At 48.3% G+C, this 21,630-nt stretch carries 17 protein-coding genes, 6 pseudogenes and 1 other annotated feature; of the genes and pseudogenes, 13 read left to right on the top strand and 10 right to left on the bottom strand.

Annotated features, from left to right (window positions below):
* Window positions 1-66 precede the first annotated feature (66 nt).
* Window positions 67-966 (bottom strand): LysR substrate-binding domain-containing protein, encoded by a 900-nt coding sequence (locus ACJY2L_RS13440; protein ID WP_439214626.1) that lies wholly within the window; start codon window positions 964-966, stop codon window positions 67-69.
* Between the two features lie 163 nt (window positions 967-1,129).
* Between ACJY2L_RS13440 and ACJY2L_RS13435 the strand changes: the two are divergent.
* A pseudogene (locus ACJY2L_RS13435) lies at window positions 1,130-1,639 on the top strand (sugar ABC transporter); the annotation flags it as partial.
* Window positions 1,640-1,663: 24 nt separating this feature from the next.
* Window positions 1,664-2,533 (top strand): MBL fold metallo-hydrolase, encoded by an 870-nt coding sequence (locus ACJY2L_RS13430; protein ID WP_439214644.1) that lies wholly within the window; start codon window positions 1,664-1,666, stop codon window positions 2,531-2,533.
* 142 nt (window positions 2,534-2,675) lie between these two features.
* Here ACJY2L_RS13430 and ACJY2L_RS13425 read toward each other — a convergent pair whose 3' ends face one another.
* Entirely contained in the window at window positions 2,676-3,446 is a 771-nt protein-coding gene (locus tag ACJY2L_RS13425) for an arylamine N-acetyltransferase family protein (protein ID WP_439214628.1), read from the bottom strand.
* Between the two features lie 96 nt (window positions 3,447-3,542).
* Between ACJY2L_RS13425 and ACJY2L_RS13420 the strand changes: the two are divergent.
* Window positions 3,543-4,980 (top strand): annotated as a pseudogene (locus ACJY2L_RS13420) (PLP-dependent aminotransferase family protein).
* Between the two features lie 441 nt (window positions 4,981-5,421).
* Entirely contained in the window at window positions 5,422-6,156 is a 735-nt protein-coding gene (locus ACJY2L_RS13415) for a metallophosphoesterase family protein (protein ID WP_439214630.1), read from the top strand.
* 96 nt (window positions 6,157-6,252) lie between these two features.
* Here ACJY2L_RS13415 and ACJY2L_RS13410 read toward each other — a convergent pair whose 3' ends face one another.
* Window positions 6,253-6,849, bottom strand: a complete 597-nt coding sequence (locus ACJY2L_RS13410; protein WP_439214631.1) for a recombinase family protein — start codon at window positions 6,847-6,849, stop codon at window positions 6,253-6,255.
* 531 nt (window positions 6,850-7,380) lie between these two features.
* On the opposite strand from ACJY2L_RS13410, the gene ACJY2L_RS13405 reads away from it, so the two are divergent.
* Complete coding sequence (locus tag ACJY2L_RS13405; protein ID WP_439214632.1) at window positions 7,381-7,587, top strand: hypothetical protein; 207 nt, start codon at window positions 7,381-7,383, stop codon at window positions 7,585-7,587.
* Window positions 7,588-7,685: 98 nt separating this feature from the next.
* Window positions 7,686-7,979, top strand: a complete 294-nt coding sequence (locus ACJY2L_RS13400) for a hypothetical protein (protein ID WP_439214634.1) — start codon at window positions 7,686-7,688, stop codon at window positions 7,977-7,979.
* A gap of 799 nt (window positions 7,980-8,778) precedes the next feature.
* Here ACJY2L_RS13400 and ACJY2L_RS13395 read toward each other — a convergent pair.
* A complete protein-coding gene (locus ACJY2L_RS13395; RefSeq protein WP_439214635.1) occupies window positions 8,779-9,309 on the bottom strand; it encodes a hypothetical protein in 531 nt (176 codons plus the stop codon).
* 767 nt (window positions 9,310-10,076) lie between these two features.
* Here ACJY2L_RS13395 and ACJY2L_RS13390 point away from each other — a divergent pair.
* The 4 genes and pseudogenes from ACJY2L_RS13390 to ACJY2L_RS13375 all read left to right on the top strand — a co-directional run bounded on the left by ACJY2L_RS13390 (window position 10,077) and on the right by ACJY2L_RS13375 (window position 15,046).
* Window positions 10,077-11,210 carry an EpsG family protein gene (locus ACJY2L_RS13390; protein WP_439214637.1) on the top strand — a complete coding sequence of 378 codons (1,134 nt, stop codon included), beginning with the start codon at window positions 10,077-10,079 and terminating at the stop codon, window positions 11,208-11,210.
* Between the two features lie 245 nt (window positions 11,211-11,455).
* Window positions 11,456-12,496 (top strand): acyltransferase family protein, encoded by a 1,041-nt coding sequence (locus tag ACJY2L_RS13385; RefSeq protein WP_439214639.1) that lies wholly within the window; start codon window positions 11,456-11,458, stop codon window positions 12,494-12,496.
* A gap of 182 nt (window positions 12,497-12,678) precedes the next feature.
* Window positions 12,679-13,801: pseudogene (locus tag ACJY2L_RS13380) on the top strand (IS3 family transposase); the annotation flags it as partial.
* A gap of 336 nt (window positions 13,802-14,137) precedes the next feature.
* On the top strand, window positions 14,138-15,046 hold the full coding sequence (locus ACJY2L_RS13375; protein ID WP_439214641.1) for an alpha/beta hydrolase: 909 nt from the start codon (window positions 14,138-14,140) through the stop codon (window positions 15,044-15,046).
* Between the two features lie 274 nt (window positions 15,047-15,320).
* Here ACJY2L_RS13375 and ACJY2L_RS13370 read toward each other — a convergent pair.
* Together ACJY2L_RS13370 and ACJY2L_RS13365 are read right to left on the bottom strand one after the other, a co-directional pair.
* A pseudogene (locus tag ACJY2L_RS13370) lies at window positions 15,321-15,626 on the bottom strand (integrase core domain-containing protein); the annotation flags it as partial.
* A gap of 3 nt (window positions 15,627-15,629) precedes the next feature.
* Window positions 15,630-16,130: pseudogene (locus tag ACJY2L_RS13365) on the bottom strand (recombinase family protein); the annotation flags it as partial.
* A gap of 370 nt (window positions 16,131-16,500) precedes the next feature.
* Between ACJY2L_RS13365 and ACJY2L_RS13360 the strand changes: the two are divergent.
* From ACJY2L_RS13360 to ACJY2L_RS13350, 3 genes are all read left to right on the top strand, one after another.
* A complete protein-coding gene (locus ACJY2L_RS13360) occupies window positions 16,501-17,280 on the top strand; it encodes a helix-turn-helix domain-containing protein (RefSeq protein WP_439214289.1) in 780 nt (259 codons plus the stop codon).
* Window positions 17,281-17,357: 77 nt separating this feature from the next.
* Window positions 17,358-18,005, top strand: coding sequence for a LysE family translocator (locus tag ACJY2L_RS13355; RefSeq protein ID WP_439214288.1), 648 nt, complete (start codon window positions 17,358-17,360; stop codon window positions 18,003-18,005).
* Between the two features lie 171 nt (window positions 18,006-18,176).
* A protein-coding gene (locus tag ACJY2L_RS13350) for an IS3 family transposase (protein WP_439214260.1) occupies window positions 18,177-19,387 on the top strand; the annotation gives its coding sequence in 2 pieces (ribosomal slippage) (window positions 18,177-18,462 and window positions 18,462-19,387; 1,212 coding nt in all).
* Window positions 18,455-18,571 (top strand) — a sequence feature (AL1L pseudoknot). It overlaps the preceding gene by 117 nt.
* Before the next feature lie 42 nt (window positions 19,388-19,429).
* Here ACJY2L_RS13350 and ACJY2L_RS13345 read toward each other — a convergent pair.
* The 4 genes and pseudogenes from ACJY2L_RS13345 to frmR all read right to left on the bottom strand — a co-directional run.
* A pseudogene (locus ACJY2L_RS13345) lies at window positions 19,430-19,588 on the bottom strand (alpha/beta hydrolase-fold protein); the annotation flags it as partial.
* 65 nt (window positions 19,589-19,653) lie between these two features.
* The gene (locus tag ACJY2L_RS13340; protein ID WP_439214287.1) at window positions 19,654-20,052 is read right to left on the bottom strand and encodes a VOC family protein; all 399 of its coding nucleotides are present in this window, start codon (window positions 20,050-20,052) and stop codon (window positions 19,654-19,656) included.
* Window positions 20,053-20,095: 43 nt separating this feature from the next.
* A complete protein-coding gene (locus ACJY2L_RS13335) occupies window positions 20,096-21,205 on the bottom strand; it encodes an S-(hydroxymethyl)glutathione dehydrogenase/class III alcohol dehydrogenase (protein ID WP_312208599.1) in 1,110 nt (369 codons plus the stop codon).
* 30 nt (window positions 21,206-21,235) lie between these two features.
* Window positions 21,236-21,511 carry a formaldehyde-responsive transcriptional repressor FrmR gene (gene frmR, locus ACJY2L_RS13330; RefSeq protein WP_439214286.1) on the bottom strand — a complete coding sequence of 92 codons (276 nt, stop codon included), beginning with the start codon at window positions 21,509-21,511 and terminating at the stop codon, window positions 21,236-21,238.
* Between the last annotated feature and the right edge of the window lie 119 nt (window positions 21,512-21,630).

The following is a 21,630-nucleotide window of genomic DNA, read 5'->3' as shown; positions in this document are numbered from 1 at the left end:
GCTCGCGGTTAACAACATAACACGATCCCTGAAACGTCCGCTTTTGGCACAAAGCGGACGTTACTCTCATGTAGTGAGATTCCTGCTGGTGGCTTCAGCCAGCATCCAGCTTTCAAAAGCCTGCAGTGCCGCTTCATTCAGTCCTGTTTCCACCGGTTTAACCAGACAGAAACGTTTGCTCAGGCTGTTCGATTCGGGCCATGGTGCTACAAGTACTCTGCTGTGTAGTTCTTTTTCTACATACATGTGCGGAACTAATGCTACGCCTTGCCCTGCCAGTGCTGCGGCTATTGCCATTTCATGAAGGTCATATCGGGAACCCTGCGCCGGATTATCCAGCTTTATGTCGTGTTCATTAGCATAGTGATGCCAGGCATCCGGATTTTGCCGACGGTGGATTCGCGGCACTTCGTTCAGCTGAACGTTAATATCTTTACCCGTCAGCAGCCCGGGATGGCATACCGGCACCAGCTTTTCCTGTAATAGGAAGCGTGTCCGCATACCGGTCCATGATGAATGCTCAAAATGAACGACGGCGTCGAAGCCGCTTTCTGTAAGAATGAAAGGGTCTGTTTTGGCTGCGATATTCAACGTTATTCCCGGATGCATTGCGTTAAAGCGACTCAGACGGGGAATGAGCCAGCGTGTGGAAAATGTAGGTAATACGGCAATGTCCAGACTGGTACTGCCTGCAGGCATTCCCATTATGTACTGAGTGTCTCGTTCAATCCTTTCCAGCGTTTCGCGGACATGGTGTGCATAACGCGCTCCGGCAGGGTTGAGCTTTACACGACTTCCCGTTCTGTCGAACAGCCTGCAGTTCAGCTGCGATTCAAGACGTGCGATCTGGCGACTGATAGCCCCTTCCGTTAGCGACAGTTCTTCCGCCGCACGCGCAAAATTGTTATGCCGGGCCGCAGCTTCGAATGCCTGTAGAGAAGTGCTACTCGGGATTTTTCTGCGCATAAATTTATTCCCTCCCCTTTTAGCTAAAATTCATTCAGTGACTGAATGTAAACGCATGGTGAGAAAGTATCGATATAAAGAGTAATAAAACGCCTTTAGCATGATGAAAATTCATTAAGCAGGTCATGCAAGTCCTGCTGTTTGTTGATGCCGAGGATAGCCCGTGTTGTATACCGTAGAATGCTCATATGCCGACCCCGCCAGCGAGAAGGACTGGAATACGTTTTACAGTCTGGAAAAATTGCCAGCGCTCATCTCTGTAACCGGATTCATCACTTCTCAGCGCTTTCGCGCACTCGGTACTGGCTGTCCTGCTTACCTCGCCATTCATACCATTGCAGATGCCCAGGTACTTAATGGCGAAGAATACCGTCTGAAAGGCGGCGGTAATTTTTCTCACTGGCAGGCCTCTGTCACTGACTGGCAGCGCAGCCTGTATGAATGTGAAGGACTGGCTCCGGCAGTATCAGACGGGCAGGTTTTGCTGCTGAGCACGCAGTCAGTCGACTTCATCGGGAAGGAAACGGGATGCCCGGCAACGGTGATGAATGCGACGGGACAGGCCGACGTTCAGCAACGGCGCTTTGCCTGTGTGCTTGATCGCGACGCTGCGGTACGGCTGTCTCAATCTGTTCCTGATGCTCGCCTTTATGAACCTGTGACGCCGCAACTCCATAAGGCCGTTGCGGAGGGCGAGATGAGGAAGCAGCTGACACTTAAGTCGCGTCAGATCGGTGATTTTCTGGTGACGGCTCTCAGTGATGGAGTGATGTCAGCCAGCCTGGCGCTGTTGTCAGACATCAAAACGGCGGATGCCGAAAATATTCAGCTCAATACAGGTATCACTGAACCTGGCGATATTCACATTAATTGTTACCTCATTCGCGGTAGGGGAAAAACCATCCTTGTCGATGCCGGTACAGGAGGCAGCAATAATGCGGGTGGCATGCTTAAATCAAGCCTCAGGGCCGCCGCAGTCAGCCCTGACGATATCGATACCATTTTATTGACGCACGCTCATCCTGATCACATTGGCGGCCTGCTGGATGATAAAGGATCACCCGTTTACAAAAATGCTGAGCTTCATCTGCATCCTTTTGAAGCAGGTTACTGGTGGAACGAAGAAGAAAAAGAAAGAGCCAGTGAACGCGTTCAGCGGAATTTTATACTGGCTCGCCGGACGTTAGAGTCTTATGCGCATAATCTGCACTTCCTGAGCCATGAAGAAATTGTGGAAGGCATTTCGCCTGTGTGGCTGCCAGGCCATACGCCCGGGCATACCGGTTTTCGTATTGATTCCGGTGACAGCAGTTTAATAATCTGGGGCGATATCGTTCACTTTCCCCATATTCAATCCGCACATCCGGATGTTTCCATTACCTTTGACACAAATCCTGTGCAAGCCAGGGAAACGCGGAAAGCATTACTGGGACACGTCTTCAGAGAAAAAACGCTGGTAGCTGGCATGCACTTAGGCCCGGACGGCTTCGCACGTATTGGCAGGAGTGGTAATGGATACCATATCGCCATTGCAGAAAACGAAACTGACGCTGTTGCCTCCCTTTAAACATTTCGAACTTTTGGGGGATTAAGCGAGACTGCGGTCTGTTCTGAGCAGGGAGTCGGCCAGAGGGCTGCGTATCCACGCAGCCTTTGTGTTTTCAAACTACGGGAGCAGGAAGTGTGATGAAAATAAGATGGCCTCTGATTTATTCCGGCATTTGCAAAGCAAAGCGGTTTTTCAGCACAGAAAAGATCTCGCTTTGCTTCAGCTGCTGCTTTTCTACTCCACCCGTTGAAACCCATTTCAGCATGTCGCCCAGCAAAATCAGGCGTCCTTCAGGCCGGTGCTGTATAACCAGCAGCTTCTGCACAAAGATGGCGTCAGGGTGAGTAGAGTTGAGGTAGTTCGCCGGAACAAAATCTATCCACTCACAGGGTGAGAGGTCAAAGCTGTACTGGTTGCACCATTCACCCTCTGTCTTCGCCTGCAGCAGATAGTTATCATGCTCGTCACGAGTAAGTCGAAAGGTATCGAAATCTTGTTTGATTTCAGTATCGAGAATGTCCAGGGCAACGGGTGCGCGGATGCCATAACTGCCAAAACCGAGGTCGCAAAGCCACTGTCGACCATCAACTTCAGCAATTAACGCCATATGAGTTTTGGGGCGCCTGGCCGGATAGAACATGGGTCGCGCTGCAACGAAACGATAGGGGATGCCTGATGCTTCCAGCGCCATGGCAAACAATCCATTGACTTCATAGCAGTAGCCGCCCCGGCCTTGTTGCAGCAACTTGTCAGCTATATCTTCAGGTAACAGCGAGACGATTTTACCTGCCTGCACATCCAGATTCTCAAAGGGTATTGAGAAGAGCTGATGGCGCATCATAGCATGCAGAGTGGCAGTATCAGCGGTCGCTGCTCCGGTATAGTTAATACGACGGAAATAGGTAGAAAGATCAAAGTTCTTGCTAAGCATAGTGCCTCCTTGTCTGAATCATATTCGACACTATAGATGCGGTGCTTCATCGTCTGTATAGTCAGATTTATCAAAAAACCGACTATACAGATTGCAATGTCTGCTCCGCTCACGTCGCTACCTCATTATCGCCGCATTGCTGAGATGCTACGGCTCACCCTTGCGTCAGGAGTCCTGCGGCCCGGCGACAGGATGATTTCCACACGTAAGCTGGCTGAACGCGAGCAGGTCAGCCTTCCGACAGCACTGGAGGCACTCCGTTGTCTTTAGGCAGAGGGTCTGATTACAGCGCGACCGCGCTCGGGCTACTTTGTGCGTCAGATAAAGGACTCCCGGGACATACAGCTTCTTCATACCTTGCGTGGTCCTGTGCCCGTCACCATGTCAGCCATAGCGCGTTCACTGTTCAGCAACGCAGAGACTCGTCTGGTGCCACTTGGCGCAGCGCTGCCTGATGCAGACTGGCTGCCTGCTGTTACTCTGCAGCGGGCGCTGCAGGCTGCAGGTCGCCGTCTCAAAGCAGGCGGGCAGAGCTACAGCCTGCCGCCCGGGAGAGCAGAACTACGCAGTAAGATTGCTACACGCGCAGCGCTGTGGGGCGCCCGTTTTAATGCAGATGATCTCATCATTACTGCAGGCGCAACCCAGGCTCTGCGCCTGGCTCTGAGGGCAGTATGCCAGCCAGGTGATGCGGTGGCGATTGAGCAGCCTGCTTACTTTGGAACGCTTCTGCTTCTGGAGGATTTAGGTCTGAAAGCATTGCAAATTCCTACCGATCCTGTTGAGGGCTTAATGCTGGCACCGCTTGCCGAAGCTATCTGCATTCACCGGCCTGCTGCTGTGCTGGCTTCACCTACGGTGCAGAACCCGCTTGGGGCCAGCATGTCTGTCACACGCAAGCGCAAGCTTGTTGCTTTGCTTGAACAAGCGGGCATACCTCTCATCGAAGACGATGTGTATGGTGACCTGGCCGGTGAGGAGCAACGTCCTCCGGCATGTAAGGGATTCGATCAGAGCGGGAATGTTATTTACTGCAGTTCCCTGTCCAAAACGCTGGCTCCGGGCTGGCGATCGGATGGGTTGCGGCTGGCCGCTATCATAATCAGGTTTTGCAGGCTCGCATGGCTGGCGACTGGGCGGGCGCGCCACAGCTTGAAGCAGCAGCGGGTGAGATTCTGGCAAGTGGTCACTACGAGCGTCACCTGCGACATCTGAAGTTACGGATTGAAAAGGGGATGCGGGCTGTCCTGGAACAAGTCAGGTCGAGTTTTCCGCCGGGAACGCATGCTGCCATGCCAGCAGCGGGTTTTCTGCTATGGGTAGAACTCCCGTATCCGATAGATACCCTGGAGGTGCATCGCCGCGCGCTGGCGCTGGGCATTGGCGTAAGTCCTGGCGCTTTTTTTTCTCCTGGTGGGAGCGACTTACATAATTTTCTTCGACTGAATTGCGCAAATGAACCCACACCTGAACTTCTGAAGGCTGTGCAGCAGATCGCGCGCTTTGCATCGAACTGGCCAGTAAGTCCTGGTGAATCATACCGGGTAGAGATAAGGGTTACCCTCACGCCTGTTCCCCGTAATGAATATAATGCGGGGGATCTCTTGTCAGCTTACAGAATGCCCGAATGATAAGTCGGGTGAGTAAAGACAAAACAGTGGGAAGCAGCATGAAACATTATGGATTTTTCAACGTCTGTTTCTGGCTCAGAGCTGCTGTGGCAGCCCTGACAAGGTAGACTTGGGCTTACACCGGACATGAGAAATGCACGCGTGATAAGCGCTTCATATACTGTAATATATTCTGCAAAGCCGTCATGCAACCTTTCAGCTGACTGCCCAGATTTCTGAACTGTGCATCAGGACAGACGCCGCGTTATTCTTCGGACAGGTTAATCGCAGACAGTGGCTTTACCCACTTTACAGGCCGCTCAGGTGAGCGAATCTGTGAGATTAAACATAACAGGGAAAGCAGTATGAAACTGGCAGTAATATCAGATATTCACGGGAATCTTCCGGCGCTGGATGCTGTGCTGGCGGACATTCAGTCTCAGGGAGTCGATCAGATTGTGAACCTAGGCGATATTGTTTCGGGAGGGCTGTTCCCTGTGGAAACCGCTGACAGGCTGATGCCTCTAGACATTCCAACTGTAAGAGGTAATCACGAACGACAACTCCTCGAACAGGATTTTTCAGATATGAGCTTGTCTGACAGGCATGCGTTCAAAAGCCTTCAGGCTGCGCACTGGAGATGGCTTAAAAACCTGCCGGCAGAGTTAACTTTTAGTGAGGACATACTGATGGTGCACGGCGTCCCGGGTGACGACCTTGTTTATCTTCTCGAAGAAGTCACTGCTTCAGGTGTGCGGCCGTCGTCTGAAGCGCGCGTTTTAGCGCTTATTGCAAGCAGAAGCGAATCGCTCATCCTGTGCGGCCATACGCACATCCCCCGAAAAATGCGGCTGGCTGACGGCCGACTGATTGTCAACCCTGGCAGCGTAGGGTTGCAGGCCTATGATGATGACACCCCCTGTGCGCATGTCATGGAAAGTGGTTCCCCCCATGCCCGCTATGCAATAGTGGAGCAACATAACGGGTTATGGAAAGCAGAGTTCAGAGCGGTTGAGTATGACTGGGAGTCAGCAGCTTTAGTTGCGTTCAGCAATAACCGTCCCGACTGGTTAAATGCGCTCAGAACAGGACGTATGTAAGCTTTGTCCTGCTTTATCGCCTGTCATTCAATGAACCGTTATGGATTTTGCAACGTCCGCTTCTGGCACAAAGCGGACATGCGCTAAAAGACAAGCTCACGAGCGAGTATCAGCGTCTTCCATTGCCGCTTTTACTCTGAGTATGGTCTGCCGTGTGGTATCGAATTCGCGGGCGATAGCGCTAATGCTCCTCCCTTCATTAAGACGCAGGAACACAGCTTTCTTTTGTTCGTCATCCAGAGCAGGCGGGCGACCAAAACGCTTTCCCGATGCCTTAGCCCGCGCAATACCAGCATGTGTACGTTCAAGTAATAGATCCCGCTCAAATTCAGCAACCGCAGAGATTACCTGCATTGTCATCTTTCCGGCCGGACTGGTGAGATCTACCCCCCCCAGCGCCAGGCAGTGAACCCGTATTTCTGACGCAGAAAGCATCTCAATGGTTTTCCTGATATCCATGGCATTGCGTCCGAGACGGTCCAGCTTCGTTACGATTAAAACGTCACCGTTTTCCATTCTATCAAGCAGACGCATAAATCCAGGACGCTCAGCCGCCGCGACTGAGCCACTGATGTACTCTTCAATCAGTCGCTGGGGTCTGATGGTAAACCCGGCCGCTTCGATTTCCCGACGCTGGTTCTCAGTATTCTGTTCGAGAGTAGATACCCTGCAGTAGGCAAAAACACGTGACATATAGTTACTTTGTGTACGGAATAGGTGTACGAATTATAGAGAGTGTACGAAAATAAAAACACTAACTTTCGTACAGTAGTTATTTGGTATGTACGAAACCGGTCGGTTTAGTACATGACATTGGGGCATACCTAAATGTCGTAATATCTTTTTATTTTCATTTAATGATTTTTGCAGAAGTCAAGAAGAAAAAATCTGCTGGCTCAAATTCGTATTCGGTTAAACCTCCTCTGAGAGAAGTTTTACCGAATGGCCGGGGCGGGGGAAACGGCGCATTCCGCCCTGGTGTTGGCTGGCCGCGCCCCCGCTGGCACTACATATAGTCTCGGCAGTAGCTGGGAAAACTACAATATATTGTATCAGCGGCAATTTCAGCAGCGCCGCGTGCGCCATTCGGTCTTATTGGGGTTTTACCGCATGATAAAAACGTATAAGCCACGCTGGATTTTCACCGGCTCAGCGATTAAGATGATTCCTAATAAGAAGAAAAATAAGTAGTACAACGGTTTTCATATCGTAAGGAAAGTAAATATGTCTGTTCATCGCGACGTCAGCCCCGGAGAGAAGGCCGGCACAACCATTTTATGGGTGATTTCCGCTATACCCCTGGCACTTGTAGGTGTGTTCTTTTTCGTTACTGCACACGGTATTGAAATGTGGTGTGGTGGGGGATTGTGTTTTGCATTCGCATTTGGCATCACCCAAAAGTGGTGGGCAAAAATTAACAACAGATTTTAACTTTTTCGAAGAGAAGCGGGGTAATAACCCCGTTTTTTTGTGGATTTTCCTTAAATCCAACTATTAGGGAAAACTACTTATTATAAAAGGATTATTTAATGAAAAAATTATTTATGGCAGCCGTCCTCGGTATTGCATTCCTACTGGCTGGCTGCGGCAATGACGGTATTTACGGAGATTACAAAAATGAGCAGTACGGACTCATTCTGAAAATTTCCGAGAAAACTATTGAATTCAAAGGTTCGGAATATCCGGTCGAAAGCTGGAATAATAATGAAAAAGAAAATACGTACACGGCTCATATCAACGCCTCCGGTCATAAGATGAACATGCGCTTTGTGAAAAAAGATAATGATGTGTTTTATCTGGGCGCACTGTTCAAGGCTGATTAAGCCGGCGCTGACGGCAGCATACAAACTGATTTAAGCGGTCTGACGGGGCAGAGTTAATACTCTGCCCTTTTTCATTTCTACGTGGCAATTCGGCAGAATAGGTGTTTTACCGAATGCCGGGAAGAAAGGGAAAAGGCCGTATTTTGTCGGCAAAAATATTAGGGGAATAAATGGAATGCGCTTAGGATCTGACTTGTGCCGGAAACGGCATCTTTGAGGCGAAAAAAAACCCGGTCTGATAAACCGAGTTAATTTTCTGTACCAAGCGCGGCTGGTAACCGCTGCCGGTACGGTGCTGCTTGTACCTGCTAACTGTGTTCAATGTTAACGCTGATTGACGATCCCGTCAACGTTGCGGCCTGTGCCGCACGGCCTTATACTCGTGGCAGTTGGCAGCGCTACGCCGTTGCAGCCTCTCAGAAGTGGGTTAAAGCTCAGTCGCGCAGAGATTTACCCCGACCGGAAACAGGTGGTGCTGTCCGATCTGCTTCCACCCAAAAGAGTGCTGCTTGTACCTGCTAACTACCGGTACGCGGCGCAGAGGCTAACCCAAAAGCACCTGCGACGTGTGGCGCTCTCCTGAAAAGGAGAAGCCGGAAGTGATAACTTTAGGAACCATCCTCTTGGTGATGCAGATCCTGCTAACCGGAGTCCAAATTATCGTTGCCATCCAGCAACTGACCCGACGCCCATAAGCTGACGGAACTTGAATAAAGGCGGGGGCTAACCACCCCGCCTTTTTTCGTTTCTGCACGACTGTTCCGTAAATTACTAATATGCTTCACTCGGAGATTCGTCATTAAATCTGCCTGCCTACCGTGAGTGGTAAGGGAACCAAAACCTCCCATTGAGTACGCCACCCCTTAAGAAGATGATTTGGCATTGTCTTTCCTTGCCAGTACAGTTCGGCACGGTAAGTATGTATAAGTGCTAAGTCTGGATTATCCAATAAGATCATATCGGCGATATGACAATTACGCTGATCTGTATCGATTTCATAAATTGGGTCACCAGGACTGCCATTAGAGCTTCTAAAAGATAAAGCTTCATCCAAGTGTTGCCAAGCGTATAGGCATTGCCAACTAGATGGTTTGTCTGGATGTCTAGCGCGCCGATAAAACTCAAATGACCAATCTATATTGATCGTAGGATTAACATAAGGTGAATTTGAAAGGAAATAGTAGTTACCCTGGTCAGAGACACTATCAGGAAACAAAGCCATTGCTAAATGACTAAGCTCGATCGGTGTTATGTCTTTGGAGGTTTTAAGAGATACTATGTGGTTTTCTCGATAGCGGTTATATCTATCAACAACATATAGTTTCACCATTTTTCATTCCGAATAAGAAGTAGCACGGATAGCAAATCGCCGGCTGTTAAGGTGCACTTTGAGAACGTCGGATGAACCCCAGTGACGAACGCTGCTAGGTAAGGAGCTTAACAACCAGCGTAGCTGGTTACGATAGATACTTACAGTTTCGTATCCAACGCTAAATTAAGCTTTCCTGAGCATCTTCAATTAACTCATATTGTAAGTCTTGTACGAAAAGAAAAACACTAACTTCCGTACACATCTAATTCTCTATGTACGGAACCGGGGTTTAGGACACGTCTTCCTATTTCATAACATGGCAGCTTGGTGGTACAGAAATTATAAGCTGTTTAATATTTAACCTAAGAAACAATTGACCTGGTCCGACATCGCGAATAGTATTAAAAAGGATTTTCCTTATTGCATTCGATTTCATATTCAATTAAGCAATTCAATTGGCCAAATCCCTATCTCCCTTGTTAACTTTTAATGCACCATATCTCACGATAAATCATTATCAATAAGTTGGCAGCATTAGCGACGCGCAGGTGGGTGAAACGATCGCGACGGTAAAAGCGTAAAGGCTGGGCTATGCCGCATGACGGCCGGACCGCATAACACGTGTGCCGGTGGGGGCCGTCCTGCCGGCAAACGCTGACATATCCAAAAAAGACGTTAAATCCTATATATTAGTTAAGCTAAACCTTGACAATAGGCCTCTTTCTCGTGTTTACAGAAATAGAGCCGCATGATATAACGGCGCTTTAAACTTTAAGAAAAGAATTATGGGAATTTACTGGATTATAAGCCTGATTTTAACCACATTGTCCATTTTAGATCTGCTACTCAGCAATAATAGAAAATCATCGTGGGTCAGAATATATTTTTACATTTGTGCCACTGCCCTTATCTTTACATTTGGCGGTATGCGCCAATTGGGTACAGGCCTTGATGATGGGCAGTACCGCCAATTTTATGACGCTTTCATAAATAAACTCAATATAGAGGGTTTCTGGAATACCGCAGAAGATTTTAGGTATGAACCGGCGATATACGCCATCGCCCTATTCAGTCGACTATTTACTAAGGATTCTGATTTTTTCATTTACCTTTTCTGTATGATTTCAGTCTGCGTAAACTCGTTTTACTTCAGAAAATTGACGCCTTTGCCTATGATTTCGCTGGCAGTGTACTCGGCTCACCTATTTATCAATAAGGATATGAATCAGATAAGATTTGGTCTATGTTCAGCCTTTCTTCTTGGTTTTGTTTATCACACAATTAAAAAGAACAAGCTCGGTATGTTACGGCTTTTTTTGCTGTCATTTTTTAGTCATGCCACCGGCATAGTAGCCATTTTTATCCCCATAATATTGTTCTTTAAAAAGAATAAATACCTTCCTATTCTAATTGTTGTAGGTAGTCTTCCGCTGGCTTTTATGGGAAGTTCTGCATTACTTGCCGGAGTGTCAAGTCATATTGGCTCTTTAGGTGATAGGGCTATGGCTTATTCAGGGCAGGACTCCACTCAGGAACAAGGTGTGTTTACCTTATCCAATTTGAAAAACATAGGCTTTGTCGTGCTGTTTAGTTTTATGCTACTCAGTGACAAGATGAAAAGGGAGATGCCCGAAAGGTTCTCCTTTTACTATGTGATTGCGGTTACTTTTGCCCTCGGATGTGGTTTGAGGCTAGCGCTTCAGGATTATGCATCTGGTGGTCGTTTGGCGAACTATTTGCTACAGGTAGAGCCTGTACTGATATCGCTATGCGTGTATGAAGCAAGGAATTTTAAAAAGGCTCTCGCTGTAATGGTGATGGTACTGATGGTTGTTTACTATCTCTATTACAATACAGTAGCGAGTAAACAATCGATTACCGGATATGGTGTAGCACAGTCATTTAAAATCATTCGATAATCTTATGAATAGCGTAACACCATTTTTTAAAACCATTCGATAATTTTATGAATAGCCGGCTCGCCCCGGCTATTATTAATTTTTTTGAAAATCCTCTTTATTAAGGATTATCTGAATATCATTCAAATGATTTTTCTTAGTTGATTTTTCCAACCTAAACTACTTAATATTGTCTTTCATATTAAAAAGAAAGTTTTGATATTTTTTGAAAACTCTTCTGCTCATTATCTACTCAAGAAGAAATAATGGAAAACAAAAACAATTTTGACATAGTCAGGCTGGTTCTGGCGCTTATAGTTTTGCTGGTACATGCAGCTGAAGTTACAAGGAGTACCGATATAGCATGGTTGGCTAAGATTCTTGATAGCGACTTCGCGGTAAAAGGTTTTTTTTCTATTAGCGGTTATCTTATTTGTAAGAGTTATATACGCAGCAGCTCGCTTGGGTCTTATTTTAAAAAAAGATTCGCTAGGATATTACCTGCTTACATATTCGCTATTTTTTTCTGTATGATAATCGGGGTTTGTCTAACAACACTCCCGTTGATGAACTTTATCTTAAATAAAACCACTCTTAAGTATGTTGTGGCAAATCTGAGCTTCCTAAACTTTGTTCAGCCTACCTTGCCAGGCGTATTCACTGACAACCCCAATCAGCCGATGGATGGTTCCCTCTGGACCATTAAAGCAGAACTCATGTTATATCTGTTGCTACCGGCAATCGTTCCGTTTATCAAAAAGTATCCATTAAAAACGTACTTAGCTATTTTTGCCGTCTCTGTGGTATGGTTCTTTTACTTCACCAGCATTTATAGCGGTCCTAAAGCTGAAACGCTGGCTAAACAATTTATTTACCTTTCTTCTTACTTCTTTTTTGGTTCTTTATTGGCAACCAATATTTCATTTTTCAGCAAACTAAAAGAAATTTCCATTGCCTCATTGGTACTTTACGTTCTGATGAAGAACACGCACTTATCGTTTCTAATTGAGCCAATTGTCTATTCAGCAATGGTAATATTGTTCTGTACTAATATGTTCAAAGAAGTGAAAATCAGTCATTACGGTGATTTGTCCTATGGTCTTTACCTTTACCATTGGCCCGTCATACAGGTCATTACCCATTTCGGACTCTATGACTCCAGCCCTTACATGGCGCTTTTACTGACGATTATTATCACTTTGACTATGGCATTAATTTCATGGCACCTACTGGAAAAAAGATTCCTGCAGAGGAAAAGAACTTATTCGGTGGATGCAACCGATACTACCAACGCAATGCTTAAATAAACTTAAGGTAGCCCAAAAAACCAATAAAACAAGTAAAATTCTTTCTGGTGAACCACGTCTCGATGAAGTGGTTTACTGAATTTGGCCACCTGAACAGAGGTGATATTCTCACCTCAGAACAATACAGGTGCTCCAATGAAAGAAGAAATTTTAGTCCTGAATTCAAACGCGAATCCGCTTAGTTGGTTGTCGATCAAAACTACACCGTCCCTGACGCCGCTAAGGCTATGGATGTCGGTCTTTCCACGATGACAAAATGGGTCAAGCAACTGCGTGAAGAGCGCCAGGGCAAAACACCAAAAGCCTCTCCGATAACACCGGAACAAATCGAAATACGTGAGCTGAATAAAAATCTACAACGTATTGAAATGGAAGACGAAATATTAAAAAAACGCTACCGCGCTCTTGATGTCAGACTCCCTGAACAGTTCTCGATAATCGGGAAACTCAGGGCGCGTTATCCTGTGGCCACTCTCTGCCATGTGTTTGGGGTTCATCGCAGCAGCTATAAATACTGGAAAAATCGTCCTAAAAAAGCAGACGGCACACGGGCTGTGTTACGAAGTCAGGTATTTGAGCTGCATGGCATCAGCCACGGTTCGGCCGGAGCAAGAAGCATCGCCACAATGGCAACCAAGAGAGGCTACCAGATAGGGCGCTGGCTTGCTGGCCGGCTCATGAAAGAGCTAGGGCTGGTCAGTTGCCAGCAGCCAGCAGCCGACTCACCGATATAAGCGTGGCGGTCATGCACACGTTGCTATCCCGAATCACCTTGAGCGACAGTTCGCCGTAACAGAGCCAAACCAGGTGTGGTGCGGTGATGTGACCTATATCTGGACAGGCAAACGCTGGGTATACCTCGCTGTTGTTCTCGACCTGTTTGCAAGAAAGCCAGTGGGCTGGGCAATGTCGTTCTCGCCGGACAGTAGACTCACCATGAAAGCACTGGAAATGGCATGGAAAACTCGCGGTAAGCCCGCAGGAGTAATGTTCCACAGTGATCAGGGCAGTCATTATACGAGCAGGCAGTTCCGGCAGTTACTGTGGCAATACCAGATCAGGCAGAGTATGAGCCGGCGTGGAAACTACTGGGATAATAGCTCAATGGAACGCTTCTTCCGGATTTTGGAAAACGAATGAGTGCCAGTGACAGGTTACGTAAGCTTCAGCGGTGCGACTCACGCCATAACGGACTACATCGTTGGATATTACAGTGCGCTCAGGCCACACGAATATAATGGTGGGTTGCCACCAAACGAATCAGAAAATCGATACTGGAAAAACTCTAACGGGGTGGCCAGTTTTTGTGGATCACTACAATGCAGTAATGGTCAACTCATCAGGCCAGACCGTCAGGCAGTCGCGTTATGGGGGTACTCTATTGTATGCAGGCTAATGTTTGATTTTAAACTGTTGCTCAACCAAAGGGTGCCCTTTGTCGGAAGGATGACAATAAGCTGAGTCGGCCAGCCGCTAAAAGATGGTTTTATTCAACAAAGTCGGATTTAATCTAATTCTGGCTTTATTAGAATTGGCGTTTATATTTAATATTTAAGACTTACTTTATATGTTTTTTTTGAGTATTCTCTTTAGCACTGGCATAATGTGATACACAACCACCAGATGCCAAGGCAGCCATAAATGAAATTAGCTTACTCCTTACTATATTTTCTTTTTTTTTCCACTCAGAATTCTCTCGCTTATGAGAAAATCTTGCTGTGGGACCAGGTTTCTTCAGAGCCGAATAAAATAGTTGATTTTAGCAAGGATCCAAAATTAAAAAGCAGAGCCGTTCTCAATGTCACCACGCCAGACTTACAATTTGTACCACCCGAAGGCAAAACAAATCACAGTGCGGTATTAATTGTCCCTGGTGGCGGATTCACTTATATCATGATGGATTATGAGGGCCTGAATGTTGCCAAAGAGTTAAGTAAGAGAGGTTATTCTTCATTTGTACTCACTTATCGCATGCCTGCTAATGGGAGTGACAAAAAAAGAAATCAAGCTTTCGCCGATGTCCAACGTTCTATCCGTTTGATCAGAAGCCAAGCTAAAAAGTACAATATTGCTGAAAATAGTATCGGCGTGATGGGCTTTTCAGCCGGTGCATACTTAGCTGCAAATGTAGCAAACAAACCAGACTTTGACTATTACCCTGAAAAAGATTCAGCAGATAAGTTGAGTGCCAGGCCTAATTTTAGCGCTTTCATTTATCCTGTACTTTCTATGTTACCCGGTATAACCCATAATGGGACCAAAAACACCTTATGGGGAACAAACAATGATTGTCTTGCAATAGCTAACTCGCAGGAATATTTAGTGTCGAAAAATAGCCCACCCGTTTTCCTTGCTCAGGCACTTGACGATCAGATTGCTTCACCGAAAAATACACTTAGAATGTTTGATGCAGTAAGAAACTTTAAAGGTAATGTTGAGATGCATCTATTTCATGAAGGTGGGCATGGTTTTTCAACCGCTGTAAATAAGAAACTGCCGGTAAGGAATTGGATAAACCTTTTTTCTGAATGGCAAAAGGCAATTAAGTAGCCAGATACAAAATAATTAACGCCTCTATCGGAGCTAAGATCGAGTGACTCGCTGGAGGTGGGTTCCGCCTAGGTGCTGGCCTTCCTTCGCAACAAAAAAACAGGCGTAAATGGCAAAGCAGGGAAGCTAACTCATGATCAGTTTACACTCTACCCCACACAGCAAAAAGGCGACTGTCGAAGATATTTTCGCGGCGGAAAATATGTTTGGGTTACTGGATGTCGTCGCTCTGAAGCCCAAGTTAAGTTCCACGGATCTTGTAAGTATCTCTGCTTTAGTTCCACGCACTTTTTGAGAGTTCCGGTTGTTCAGCCATCAGCCGGTACTCTTCCGGCGTCAGGTTGTTCAGGGATTCATGAGGCCGCTTGCTGTTATATTCCGTCAGCCAGCGTTCCGTTATTTCCCGTGCTTCATCAAGTGTTCTGAACAGATAAAAATCCAGTATTTCGGTCCGGTACGTTCGGTTAAATCGTTCGATAAACGCGTTTTGCGTCGGTTTGCCTGGCTTGATAAATTCCAGCATCACGCCATGCTCCTCAGCGCATTGTGCCAGAGCCAGTGATATCAGCTCCGGTCCGTTACGGCCGGATGCCTCCGCTTCCTCCCGTTTTTTCTGCCAGGCGGACTTCATACGGCGCGACTTGATCTCGCTTTCCTCATTGGCCCGCTGGGCGATGAGAATGGTCTTTATCAATGAGTAAGGATCATCAAGAGAGTCTTTTGTGTAATGCGTGTGATCGGTCAGGGTAACCACATCTATGCCGGCGCTGAGAATACTGCGAAGCCGCTCCGTGGCCTCGCCAATCTTTTCGCGTGAAAGGCGGTCAAGACTTTCCACAAGCAGTACCGTCCCATACGGAATGTAACCGCCCTGTACGGCCTCCATAAACTCAGAAAAAGCACCGTGAACGGCATGGGAGCCGTTAAAGGCGCTGAGACCGAGGTCTTTGTAAGTAAGATTGTCCAGCAAATAATCCGGATGCGATTCCAGCCACTCTGCCACAAGTTTATTCTGCCGGCGAAGTGAGTCTCCGTACTGCTGCGAGGAAGTGGAAAAGCGAAGGTATGCGATGGCTTTTTTCATTGCTGATGCTCCGAAAGAACATGAGCGATGATGCTGGCATAAAACAGACGGTTATTAAGAGAAGCCACGCCAGCTTTACTGCAAGCTTTCAGCTATCAGAAGATGCATATGCCATGACTGCAAAGCGGACATCTGCATAAGGCAATGTCCGCTATGAGCGAAAAGCGGACATATTAATGGATATGTGCAGGCCTGCCTGAGGTAATATCGGAATTAATCGTTTATGTCTGGCTCAACACCTTGCAGGCATCACCACAATGATTTGTACCAGGATGGAACCCGTATGCTTACCCTGCCCCCATGTGCTTCCAGCTGCAGGTGCGATAATAGCAGCACCTGCAACCCTGCAGAATTCTGGCGCGATTCGTCCATGAGTTTTGTAGAAAGCCGTCGCGCCTGTCACAGCCGCGCATGTTATAAGCTACACAGTCATCCGACTTTTTCCCTGGGCGCTGTAGACGCGGGCAGCAGTGTGTTCACAGGGGCGGCGGGTGATACCTGGTCTCTGCGACCGGGGATGATGGTATTCATTCCAGCCGGCGCTGTTCATTCCTGTAATCCCTTACCCGATCAGCACTGGAGCTATCAGATGCTGCATATCGATGCCGCGTGGTTAAGGGCGTTGGTTGCTGAAATGCATGATTTTTCAGGCAGTCTTATTAGTGACAATATTATTCGGGTGACAACTGATGAGGACCTGTATCGTCGCTTCTGTGAACTGAATTCCACCCTGTTTTCAACAGTCAGTGCAGAAGACAAAAGTGTGGCGTTAATTGAGTTTATCGGCGACTGCGAATATGAATCCTGTGTGGCGAAAGCTTTTCCTGTCATGTCGTCTGAAGTGAGGCGGACGTTGAAAAACGTTATTGATATGATGCAGCAGACCGAAAGGCAGCCGCGGACCTTAGCGGAGCTGGCTCATCTGTCAGGCATGAGTCGTTATCAGATCATCAGAGCAGTTCGCGCTGCGACCGGGATGACACCGCATGCATACCAGCTTAATGCGCGCATCAATCAGGCGCGGCAGTGGCTGCAGTCAGGCCGTGATATGGCCGATATTGCTTACCGGCTGGGTTTCGCTGATCAGAGTCATTTCCAGCGCGTATTCAAGGCGCATACCGGCGTAACGCCAGGCTGCTATCGAAGCTGAAAATCTGCAATTTTGTTCAATACAATCCTGCCCGAGGAATGCACCCTGTTAAAAACGTTTAAGAGGGTAATACCTGGATGCAGCAATTTCTTTTTGTGGCTGCAGCGCATTTTCTGGCGTTGCTGTCACCCGGTCCAGATTTTTTTCTCGTTGCGCGCACCTCCATCAGAGCCGGCTGGCGTCACGCTGCAAATGTCTGTCTGGGAATAGCGATAGCGAACGGGGTGTTTATTCTTGCCGCCTTCAGCGGTATGACGCTGTTTAGTCCTGACAGCATCAGCTTCATCGTTATTCAGCTTACGGGCTGTGCTTATCTGCTCTATATCGGTGTGCTTTTTATTCGCTTTGCGGGAGCAAACTCTGTTTCTGAATACAATGTAAAAAACCCTGGATCAGTCACAGAGTCTGCTGGCGTATGGAGGCACTGCCGTGAGTTCAGCATGGGATTCTTATCCGGTATTCTTAATCCAAAAAATGCGCTGTTTTATGTCAGTCTGGCCACGCTTATTGGCAGTACAACCGTGATTAGCCTGAAGGTCGTCTATGGCGTATGGATGTTCAGCATTGTGCTGCTGTGGGATTTACTGGTAGCTATCTTCATTGGCAACCGCGTCATACTGAAATACTTTTCGCAGATATTGCCCTGGCTGGAGCGTGTCTCAGGCGTCATTCTGATCGGCCTGGCATTAAGTGTCATCATGGTCAATCTGATGGCACTGGCCTGACAGCCAGTGGCTGGCTTCAATTTTGCGCGAAACTGGAATGGTCGCTTCTGGCACAAAGCGGACATGTACGGTGGGACAAGGTCCGTTATGAGCGAAGAGCGGACGTTGAGTAAGATTAATGAACCGCCCCGGTAATCCTGGAGACTACACTCTTTGAGAGAGGTAACCAGGATGACAAAACATAACCGATTTCCCCCTGAAGTTCGTCAACGCGCTATTCGTATGGTTCTGGAAAACCAGAATACCTACAACTCACAATGGGCCGCTATCTGCTCCATTGCCCCTAAGATCGGCTGCACTCCCGAGACATTGCGTATCTGGATCCGTCAGCAGGAGCCCGTTGATGATGAGCAGAATGCGCTGACTGCCAGCGAACGCCAGCGTCTGAAAGAACTGGAGCGGGAAGTCCGCGAGCTGCGCCGCAGCAATGATATTCTGCGTCAGGCTTCAGCGTATTTTGCCCAGGCGGAGCTCGACCGCCACTGGAAAAAATAATGCCGCTTCTGGAAAATCTGAGCGGTGAACACGGGGTCGGGCCAGTCTGTCATGAGCTGGATATTGCTCCGTCAACGTACTACTGGCATCAGCAACGCCGGGAGTGTCCTGAACGACGCAGTAGTCGGGATAAACGCGATGCCGTGCTGATACCTGAGATACAGCGCGTATACGAAGAAAACTACAGCGTTTACGGTGTGCGTAAGGTCTGGCGACAGCTAAAACGTGAAGGTGTCGGCGTTGCCCGCTGCACCATTGAGCGCCTGATGAAAGCCCTGCAGCTACGTGGGGTGACACGCGGCAAAAGTGTCAGAACCACCCGCAGCAACAAAGCCGAAACACCGCAGGATCGGGTGAACCGGCAGTTCGTGGCTGAACGGCCCGATAGTCTTTGGGTGGCCGATTTTACCTACGTCAGCACCTGGCAGGGGTTCGCATATGTGGCCTTCATCATTGATGTGTTCGCCGGTGTTATCGTGGGCTGGCGGGTCTCATCCACGATGGAAACGTCGTTCGTGCTGGATGCACTGGAGCAGGCGCTGTGGGCCAGACGCCCGAGCGGTACCATCCATCACAGCGACAAAGGTTCGCAATATGTGTCACTGGCGTACACGCGACGGCTGCAGGACGCGGAGCTGCTGGCTTCAACAGGCAGCACGGGCGACTCATATGACAATGCGATGGCAGAAAGTATCAACGGGTTGTACAAAGCGGAGGTGATCCACAGGCAAAGCTGGAAAACCCGACAGGATGTTGAGCTGGCTACGCTGAAATGGGTGGACTGGTACAATAATCACCGATTGATGGAACGGACCGGATATATCCCGCCAGTGGAGGCAGAAAAAGCCTATTACGCTTCGCTGAATGACCGGGATGTGGCAGCCTGATCACTCAGGCAAAATACTCTCCAGGAAAACCGGAGCGGTTCAGGTCAGGCCCGAGAGCCAGTACAACACTGGCAGTTTTTCTGTTGCTGCTTTGGGAGGAAGATAAACACCGAAATTCATTTCACAATTAAGGGCTTGTGAATAATGTCTGTATACGTTTTGCCAGCCGCCAGCGCTGGCATGTTGCTCGATGAGTTCCATCAGCCTCTGTCTCATGGTTATTTCCCCTGACAGGGAGTCAGGGGACGTATCTTTATAGCCGGACGTCAGATGAACGTATAAGCCGTGATTTTGTTACCCGCAGGGTCTCGCAGGTAGGCTGCATAGGCTCCAGGGAGATGGTTGCGCGGGCCAGGCTGGCCTTCATCTTTCCCTCCGGCGGCAAGGCCGGCTGCGTGGAAAGCATCAACCTCTTCCGGACTTGCAGCTGCAAATCCAACAGTCACGCCGTTGGCCGATGGCGCTTCGCCATTGCCCGGACGTGCAATAATAAAGGCTGGCTTTTCGCGACCATAGAGTACCCAGCCGTTGCCAAACGGGCCGAGGTTGTTGATGCCAAGCGTTCCGAGTACAGCATCGTAAAAAGCAGCAGATGTTTCGACATCGGATGCACCGATGAACACGTGAGAAAAGATGTCATTACCAGAAATTACAGGTGTTGCCATGATTCATTTCCTTCAGTTTATATTTGTTAAGGTCAGGGCGGGATCAGTAATGAACCACCGTCCGGATAGATTTACCTTCATGCATAAGGTCAAAGGCATCATTGATTTCATCCAGCGTCATGGTGTGGGTAACAAATGGCTCCAGTTCAATTTCACCCTTCATGGCATCTTCTACCATGGCCGGAAGCTGCGTACGGCCTTTCACTCCGCCGAAAGCAGAACCTTTCCATACGCGCCCGGTAACGAGCTGGAATGGACGGGTGGAAATCTCCTTCCCGGCGCCGGCCACGCCGATGACAATGGACTGGCCCCAGCCACGGTGAGCACTTTCCAGCGCCGCACGCATAACGTTGACGTTACCGATACATTCAAAGGTGTGGTCAATGCCCCACTTGTTGATTTCAAGCAGCACATCTTTAATCGGTTTGTCATGGTCGTTCGGGTTGATACAGTCGGTTGCACCGAACTGACGGGCAAGTTCGAATTTGGCCGGGTTGGTGTCGATAGCGATAATGCGTCCTGCTTTTGCCTGGCGAGCCCCCTGAACGGCAGCCAGACCGATTGCGCCAAGACCAAAAATAGCGACAGAATCTCCAGGCTGTACTTTCGCTGTGTTGTGAACAGCGCCAATCCCTGTGGTTACGCCACAGCCCAGCAGGCAGACGTGTTCATGGTTTGCCTCCGGGTTAATTTTTGCCAGAGAAACCTCGGCCACTACCGTGTACTCACTGAACGTGGAGCATCCCATGTAGTGGTAAAGAGGCTGGCCGTTGTAAGAAAAGCGGGTGGTTCCGTCAGGCATCAGTCCTTTGCCCTGAGTCTCGCGAACAGATACACAGAGGTTGGTTTTACCGGACTGACAGAATTCACACTCCCCGCATTCGGCGGTGTAAAGCGGAATAACATGGTCTCCCGGCTTCACGCTGGTCACGCCTTCACCGACCTCCACGACGATACCGGCCCCTTCGTGGCCGAGAACCACCGGGAAAACGCCCTCAGGATCGTTCCCGGAGAGGGTAAAGGCATCAGTATGGCAGACACCGGTGTGGGTGTTTTTAATCAGCACCTCGCCTTTTTTAGGTGGTGCGACATCAATTTCAACAATCTCCAGGGGCTTCCCTGGTGCAAATGCAACGGCAGCACGTGATTTCATATGTAATTTCTCCTCAATGTGATGTCTTAGCTATTTAAGATAGGCACGAACCAGTTCAAGCGTATCGTCAACGGATTTACTGATTTCATGGCTGTAGCTGTCATTCTGGTCAAAGGTTTCCCGTATGTGACTCTCCAGCACCTCTGCCATAAGACCGTTAGCTGCTCCGCGAACGGCAGCTATCTGCTGAAGAACGGAACGGCATTCAGCGCCATTTTCAAGCGCTCTTTCCAGAGCATCAATCTGACCCCGAATGCGGCGAACCCGGGTAAGGACCTTTTTTTTCTCTTCAGGAGTACTGGGCATTGTTTACCTCATCTTTTTTGATCTTGGATACTATAGTGGGGTATGTGCTTTTCGTCAACATATACCCCACCATAGTATAAAGGGTGGGGCAGAGAAAAAACACTGAGCGTTTTTTATTT

Source organism: Duffyella sp. Ts4 (genome assembly GCF_051851875.1).
Taxonomy (GTDB): domain Bacteria; phylum Pseudomonadota; class Gammaproteobacteria; order Enterobacterales; family Enterobacteriaceae; genus Duffyella; species Duffyella gerundensis.
Note: the sequence above shows the minus strand (reverse complement) of the source record. Positions and strands in the feature narration are given on the sequence as shown.

Coding starts and splice junctions, on each gene's coding strand:
- ACJY2L_RS13360 (WP_439214289.1), top strand. CDS start 16,501: ATGAGTTTTGTAGAAAGCCGTCGCGCCTGTCACAGCCGCGCATGTTAT.
- ACJY2L_RS13355 (WP_439214288.1), top strand. CDS start 17,358: ATGCAGCAATTTCTTTTTGTGGCTGCAGCGCATTTTCTGGCGTTGCTG.
- ACJY2L_RS13410 (WP_439214631.1), bottom strand. CDS start 6,849: ATGTCACGTGTTTTTGCCTACTGCAGGGTATCTACTCTCGAACAGAAT.
- ACJY2L_RS13390 (WP_439214637.1), top strand. CDS start 10,077: ATGGGAATTTACTGGATTATAAGCCTGATTTTAACCACATTGTCCATT.
- ACJY2L_RS13340 (WP_439214287.1), bottom strand. CDS start 20,052: ATGGCAACACCTGTAATTTCTGGTAATGACATCTTTTCTCACGTGTTC.
- ACJY2L_RS13375 (WP_439214641.1), top strand. CDS start 14,138: ATGAAATTAGCTTACTCCTTACTATATTTTCTTTTTTTTTCCACTCAG.
- ACJY2L_RS13395 (WP_439214635.1), bottom strand. CDS start 9,309: ATGGTGAAACTATATGTTGTTGATAGATATAACCGCTATCGAGAAAAC.
- ACJY2L_RS13430 (WP_439214644.1), top strand. CDS start 1,664: ATGAGGAAGCAGCTGACACTTAAGTCGCGTCAGATCGGTGATTTTCTG.
- ACJY2L_RS13405 (WP_439214632.1), top strand. CDS start 7,381: ATGTCTGTTCATCGCGACGTCAGCCCCGGAGAGAAGGCCGGCACAACC.
- ACJY2L_RS13400 (WP_439214634.1), top strand. CDS start 7,686: ATGAAAAAATTATTTATGGCAGCCGTCCTCGGTATTGCATTCCTACTG.
- ACJY2L_RS13440 (WP_439214626.1), bottom strand. CDS start 966: ATGCGCAGAAAAATCCCGAGTAGCACTTCTCTACAGGCATTCGAAGCT.
- ACJY2L_RS13425 (WP_439214628.1), bottom strand. CDS start 3,446: ATGCTTAGCAAGAACTTTGATCTTTCTACCTATTTCCGTCGTATTAAC.
- frmR (WP_439214286.1), bottom strand. CDS start 21,511: ATGCCCAGTACTCCTGAAGAGAAAAAAAAGGTCCTTACCCGGGTTCGC.
- ACJY2L_RS13385 (WP_439214639.1), top strand. CDS start 11,456: ATGGAAAACAAAAACAATTTTGACATAGTCAGGCTGGTTCTGGCGCTT.
- ACJY2L_RS13335 (WP_312208599.1), bottom strand. CDS start 21,205: ATGAAATCACGTGCTGCCGTTGCATTTGCACCAGGGAAGCCCCTGGAG.
- ACJY2L_RS13415 (WP_439214630.1), top strand. CDS start 5,422: ATGAAACTGGCAGTAATATCAGATATTCACGGGAATCTTCCGGCGCTG.